This is a genomic window from Halarchaeum acidiphilum MH1-52-1, assembly GCF_000474235.1.
Lineage (GTDB): Archaea > Halobacteriota > Halobacteria > Halobacteriales > Halobacteriaceae > Halarchaeum > Halarchaeum acidiphilum.
Map to the genome: position 1 here is coordinate 1 of NZ_BATA01000098.1, position 6,762 is coordinate 6,762.

At 62.7% G+C, this 6,762-nt stretch carries 3 protein-coding genes and 1 pseudogene; all 4 read left to right on the plus strand.

The window, feature by feature from the left end:
* Window positions 1-420 (plus strand): annotated as a pseudogene (locus AOZ13_RS12650) (hypothetical protein); the annotation flags it as partial.
* 3 nt (window positions 421-423) lie between these two features.
* Complete coding sequence (locus tag AOZ13_RS12655; RefSeq protein WP_020220621.1) at window positions 424-1,542, plus strand: hypothetical protein; 1,119 nt, start codon at window positions 424-426, stop codon at window positions 1,540-1,542.
* Window positions 1,535-3,724, plus strand: a complete 2,190-nt coding sequence (locus AOZ13_RS15125) for a VirB4 family type IV secretion system protein (RefSeq protein WP_020220620.1) — start codon at window positions 1,535-1,537, stop codon at window positions 3,722-3,724. The genes AOZ13_RS12655 and AOZ13_RS15125 overlap by 8 nt, the downstream gene beginning before the upstream one ends.
* Window positions 3,717-6,762: ATP-binding protein (locus tag AOZ13_RS12665; protein WP_081706804.1), on the plus strand; the 3,046-nt coding region annotated here is incomplete at its 3' end. The genes AOZ13_RS15125 and AOZ13_RS12665, both read left to right, overlap by 8 nt.

Below are 6,762 nucleotides of genomic sequence, written 5' to 3' on the forward strand. Positions count from 1 at the left end.
AAACGCTTCGTCCCACTCGCGATCCTCCCTCTCCCCGCTGCGGTCGTGTTCAAAGGCTACGACTTGCTCTACTCGCAGCACGCCCTCTCCCCAGGGAATCCATTCCTGAAGTATCTCGTTGCTGTTTCGCTCCCGGTCGTCGCCTTGGTGGTGACGTGGAAGACGTTCCAGTACGCGACGCCACTCACTGCGAAAGTGATTGGTACGGCTACGCGGGGCGCCGCGCTCGTTGGTGGCGTCGCCGCTGGCGCATCCATCGGTGGTGCGGGAGTCGCGACGACCGCCGCCCGTTGGGGGCCGAAGGCCGCCGCTGGCCAAGCCGTCGCCCAGCAGGCGAGCCGCCGAGCAGGATCGGAAGAAGACGACGGAGACTCTTCGCCATCGTATCGCCGCACAGAGAACGATCCGGAGAACTACTGACCCATGTCGACAGATCCAGACGCCGCCGCGAGACGCATCATGAATCAGTTCGGCGAGGAAAGCCACATCCCCTACCTCAACATCGAGGAAGGCGACGTCGGCGTCCTCATCGCCTTCCCCATCATCGGCCTCTTCCTCGCTGCACTCACCGGTATCGACTCGCTTGCCCTCCCGTTCGTTGCAGGTGGCTTCGGGCTCGGCGTCGCCATCATCTACGTCGCCCCCAACCATCTGAACGCGTGGACATGGGCTACCGACGTCTATCAATACCTCAAACGGCCCCGTGTCACCTTTAGCGCACCTGACGAGCCAGACAGCAAGACGAACGAGGAAGTCCGGAACGAGGGTGGGCTGGCGAACTATACGCCGTTCCAGCCGGACGAACGCACCCAAGACCTCACCAATATCGAACGTGCGTGGCCCGGCGCCGGCGCTATCCAGCGCTCGGACGGGACGATGGAGGCGTTCGTCGAGGTCGATCCCGACAACATGGACTTCGCCATGTCTGACGACTGGGCCCAACTCCAAGAGGCGGGCGCGGAGTTCGCGAACAAGGAACTCGACTCGAAGCTCAAACTCCACGCCACCACCCGCGAATTCCCCGTCGAGCAAGTCGTCAAGAACATCCAGGACCGCCTCGACGACGAGGACGTTCAGGCGAATCCCGTCTTCCGCGAACTCCTCGAAGAATACCTCGAAACTCGCCCGCGCGAGATGCGCGAGCGCGGCATCCAGCAACTCCACTACTACATCGGCGTCGAGGTCTCCCCGATGGAGGTCTACGACCGCTATCGCGACGAATCCACCCCCGCCGAGAAGTTGACCGAGATCCCCGTGATCGGCTTCCTCTTCAACCCGTTCGTCACCCGCCGAGAGAATCTCCAAGAGACTGAACGGCGCGCACGGATGTTCGAAACCTTGGACGACCGTGTTGCCGCGGTCCGCAGTGAATTCGTGCAGCAGGCGAGTGGCTGGTCGGCACGCCGCCTCACCACGGTCGAACTGTTCACACTCACGATGGACTTCTGGAACGGCCACGAACACGACGTCGACGACCCCGACTCACTCATCCGCCAGCAACCAACTATGGATCACCAGACACGCGAGGATAGCGATGCATAACGGTCTCCTCCCCGCCACAACGGGGTTCATCGATCAACTCACCCAGTGGGCGTTCAATCCCACCACGCCTGGCGGCATCCTCCTCTACCTCCTCGCCACCGTGACTGTCACCGCGACTGCCGTCGTCGCGTGGACGCGCTACCAGGCCCGCGACGACGAGTCCACCGTCGAGTTCGCCGACGTCCTCGACGAAGAAACGCTCGAAGACGGCCAAGCCGAAGGACGGCTTCTCGACGAAATCGCGGAGTCGCACAAGACGGCGATTGCACCCACTGCGATCGAGTGGGAGACGCGTGCCGCCCACGTCGGCGAGCAGTGGACGAGCACGCTCTACGTCGCCGAGTATCCCGACCATCCGAGTGACGGCTACCTCAGCGATCTCTTCGAGCTCACTGACGTCGAGTTCGATCTGACTGCGCACGTCACCCCGAAGAACCAGGAGCGAGCACGAACCGAGCTCGAGGAGATTGCGGACGATCTCCAAGTTGATGCGGACCTTGAGCAGAGCGTCCGAGGTGCCTACCTCCAAGAGCGTGCTGACGAAGCCAAAGCTACCTACAAGGCCGTCGAGAGCGGCGCGAACGTCTTCGACCAAGGCGTCTTCATCACTGTTCGCGCTGACGAGAAGGACGACCTGCAGGACGCCGTCCGCACGGTGAAGAGCACGCTTCGGGATGATCCAGCGAACCTCACGCCGAAGACCGCGATCTGCCGGCAGGACGTCGCCCTCCAGTCCGCTGCACCCGTCGGCGACAACGAGTTTGGGCGGGAGTCGATCGCCCTCGGCGGCGCTGTCGGCGCGTTACTCGCCTCCCCGCATAATGCGACGATCCTTGAGGAGGGTGGCGTTGAGTTCGGCATCCACAAGGACAACCAGAGCCCCGTCGTCATCGACCCCTTCGAACGCGACAACGGCTACGCCATGTTCACTGTCGGGGACACCGGCTCCGGAAAGTCATTCAGCTCGAAGCAGAACTTCATCCGCTCGATCGAACAGGACAGCGACCGCATCGGCATCGTCCTCGAACCACTCAACAACTGGGCGGGCGTCTCTGAGGCTCTCGACGCTCAGCGCATCACGGTCGGTGGGACGCTCGGCCTCAATCCCTTGGAGATTCGGCAGACGCCCGAGCACGCCCAACGTGCGATGGGGGAGGACGCCAGTCCGTTCAACGAGAAGCTTGATGACGCGATGAGCTTCCTCACCAACTTCTTCGCCCTCCGCGGCATCTCGCTCGGCGACAAGCGAACGACGCTCGAACTCGGCTTGCGCTCAGCATACGCTCGGCAGGGGATCACCGACGACATCGCGACCCACGACAATCCGAGTCCGACGATCCGCGATATGCTTGACGTCTTCGAGGAGATGGTCGCTGATCCCGAAGAGTTCATCGTCCGCTCTGAATCCGAGGCGGAGAAAATTCAGGCCGACGCGACGTGGCTTCTCGACCAACTCCGTCCCTTCGAGGAAGAGGGCCGGCACGCGAATCTCGGGAAGGCCTCCGCATTCGACATCCGGGACGAGAAGACGATCTATCTCGACCTCGCCCAACAGGAAGGCAGCGTCGACTCCAGCACTGCACTCACCATGCAACTCCTCATCTCCCTCGTCTACGAGCGCGCAAAGGAGACCGAGAAGGAGGTCGTCTTCGTTATCGACGAGGCGCGCTACATTATGCAGGACGCCGCGAGTCTCGCCTTCCTGGAGACAGTCTTCCGCCATCACCGCCACCACGATCTCTCGATTCGTCTTGTGACCCAGACTGTCGACGAGTTCTTCGAACACGCCGAGAGTGAGGCGATCCTCGACCAGTGTGCCGTCAAGCAGTTCCACCGCCTCGACGGCATGGACGAAGAGTGGGCCGACGAGTTCGGCCTGAATCACGCCCAGATGCGCTACGTGCAGGACGCCGTCCCCGGCAACGAGGACGCCGGCTTCTCCGAAGCGCTCGTTGGCGTCGACGGCGAGTGGCGGGGCATCCAGGTCGAGGCGATGCCCAAGGAGAAGCAGGTCATCGACTTTGACCCCACCACCCAAACCCGCGACGAACTGCCCGGTGCAACCAACGACGAAACCGAGTCAGCAATGCATTCGTTCCAACAGCAACTCAACGAGCAGACCGCCGAATCGAACGAGGAATCGGAGCCGGTCGCCGAGACGGACGGTGGTCGCGATGAGTGAGTACCTCCGCGTCACGCCGACCTCTGAAGAACTGGACCCGTCGGGGATTCCGCGACTCCTTGAGAGCCTCCACAAGCTCACCAGCGAAGATTCCGGCTTAGATTCGACGTTGAATCCGTTGTCGTCCTCGACGCCGCCGCGCTTCGAGTTCCTCGCGCTCAGCGACGGCGAAGACGCGCCCGTCGAGTTCTACTACGGTGCCGACAACTCACTCGACACTGTTGAGGAGCGGCTCCAGTCGATCTATCCAACGACCTTCGACATCGAGCGCGTCGATCTCGACGTCGAAGAACGGCTTGCTCAGCCGGCCGAGTACTCACGCGAGGAGTTCCTCAACGCCTACCAGCAGGGCAATCTTCAGTACGAGTTCGACGAGGACGAGCAGTACGCCATCACCGACGAGGGGGAGGCTGAGGCGCCCGACGTCGACCTGACTGCGGACAGAGTGGTGTCCATCGACAATAGCGCGCTTGAACTCGCAGAGGATGTTGGGGTGCCGGTTGAGAAGCCAACGGTGACCGAGCGCGGGACGATTCTCGCACGGCCGGCGACCGAGACGGTCTCGCCCTCTGGCGTGCGCTGGCAGGGCGATGCCACACGCAAGAAAGACTGGATGACGTCGCTCACCCCATTCACGGACGGCGAGGACGAAGAGTCCCTCTCGGCTGTCGACCAGCCGGGTGCGGCGCTCGCCTCGCTGATCGACCACGTGAATGACGCCGAGGAACCACTCGCCTTCCAGGTCGTCTTCGAGCGCCGGGAGAGCTGGCAATCCGACGCTGGACTCCGCAAAGAAGACCTGCGCGATGGGCGAGACACGTGGGCGCAGCGGATCATCGGTGGCTTACTCGAGTTCGGGGAGTACGAACGCGACGAGCGCGAATTGAGCGATATCGTCGAACGCCGCCTCAACGCCATCGAGGCGACCAACCCCCAGCGCTCGTTCACGGCGAACATCCGGGCAGTCGGTGTTCCAACCAGCGACGACGGCCAGGACTCACTCGACAAGCGACTGTCGTCGCTCGCCCCGGTGTTCGACCCACTCGACGGCCCATTCTACGATGTTGAGTCCGAACGAGTGCGTTCGAGTGGGTTCCGCGAAGCGAAAAAAGAGAAGAACGCGCGCAAGGCCCTCCAGCGCCTCCTCGATCGCAACATCGTCACCGGCCGGTGGAAGACACGACCCGACTTTGTGCTGAGTGGGCGGGAACTCGCGAACTTCCTCCTCGTCCCTTCCTCCGAGCAACTCTCAATCGAGGGCTCTCGCGGGACACGGGCAGAACAGCAGAGTCGGAATCCGCTCCCGCGCCCGAATCCGGATCTTCGCGAGCAGTTCCGTGAGGGAATGGCGATCGGCTACGCGCTCGACGAAACGGGGGATCCAGAGGACGAACCAGTCCGCATTCCTCCGGATCTGCTCACGACCCACTACGGACGTTTCGCGTCGACGGGCGCCGGCAAGTCGAAAGCGATCATCAACGATGCACTCTCCCTCCGCGAGACGACTGGTGGCCCTGTCGTCATCGTCGACCGGAAAGGCGACGGCATGTGCCAGAACTATCTCCGCAGCCACCACGCACAGTTCGACGGCGCAGAAGACGTCTACCACTTCCGCGTCCCCGAGACCATCCCCGCGTTCTCCTTCTTCGACATCCGGCCCGCACTTGCGGCCGGTCGGAATCGTGAGGACGCCATCCAGGATAAAGTCGATCACTTCCACGACATCCTGCGGATGATCCTCGGCCAAGAGAAACACGAGCGGGCGTTCGTCGCTAATGAAATTCTCAGCCAACTCATCAAGGCGCTCTTCGACGCCGAGTACGGCAGCGATGTCTTCGGACTCAACGACCTCTTCACTGCGGTCCGCCGAATGCAGGACGAGCAGACGATTCCGCCCGTCTCGATGGCGAACCAACCAGTCGAGGAATCCTTGTCACGCCACCTCTCGAAGGAAGAGTCACAGTTCCAAACGTCGATGGACGCGGCCGGGAATCGCCTTGAGCAACTCCGCGAAAGTCCCCACCTCCGGCGGATCTTCAACCATACGCCCGCACAGAACGACGCCGGTGAGTACGTCGAGAACCACTTCGACTTCCGGAACTTCCTCGACGAAGACGTCACCATCCTCCTCGACCTCGGTGATTTGCGCCCCGAGGCACAGCAGGCGGTTACGCTCCTTCTGTTGAGCAACCTCTGGGATGCCGTGCAGGTGCGGCGGCGCGACGGCCAAACCGACTACGAGAACCTGACCAACCTCATCATCGAGGAAGCCGCGCCGGTCGCGTCGACGCGACTCGTCTCCGAGCAACTCCTCCCCCAGGGCCGCTCGTTCGGCCTGAGCATGGGACTCGTGATGCAGTTCCCCGGCCAAGTACGCAATCGCAGCGAGCGCGCCTACGACGAGGTCTTGAACAACATCAAGACGAAGCTCATCGGGAACATCTCGATGGAGCGAGACCTCGCGGAGTCGCTTGCACACGAGGGATTGAGTCCGACCGAGCTCCGGAATCGCGTGAACACACTGCCGAGTGGGGAGTGGATCGCCCAGCTTCCGAGTCCAGCGTTCGGCGAAACCGGCCCGTCGCCGTTCTCGATGAAGCCACTCCCCATCGCCGAGGGCCACCCGGAGAGCGACACTCCGCTTACCGAGATGGAAGCGTCCCAGTTCGAGTCGGTAACACTCCCGCGTATCGTCGAGCGGACGCAACGCCAGTACGGCCTCAGCGCAGAATCCGATACGACCGCGGACAACGGCTGGGGAAGCGCCGCTGACGACCCCACATCACCGGAGGTGGAGACCACTCATTCCGAGTCGACGATGCTCGGTGGCTCACCCGGCGAAACCAGTAGTGACTCCACCGCCACCGAGAGCAGTCCACTTCTCGGCGGTCGAGACTCCCCAGACAACTCGGGGACCAATGCCTCCGAGTCGGCCTCTTCGGAGTCAGAAGCCGATACATCGCCAGTTGACGCTGGTGGAGTGTCCGTCCCTGACGCAGAGTTGGAGCGGCGCGGACTCAGCCGCGACGACGCACGCT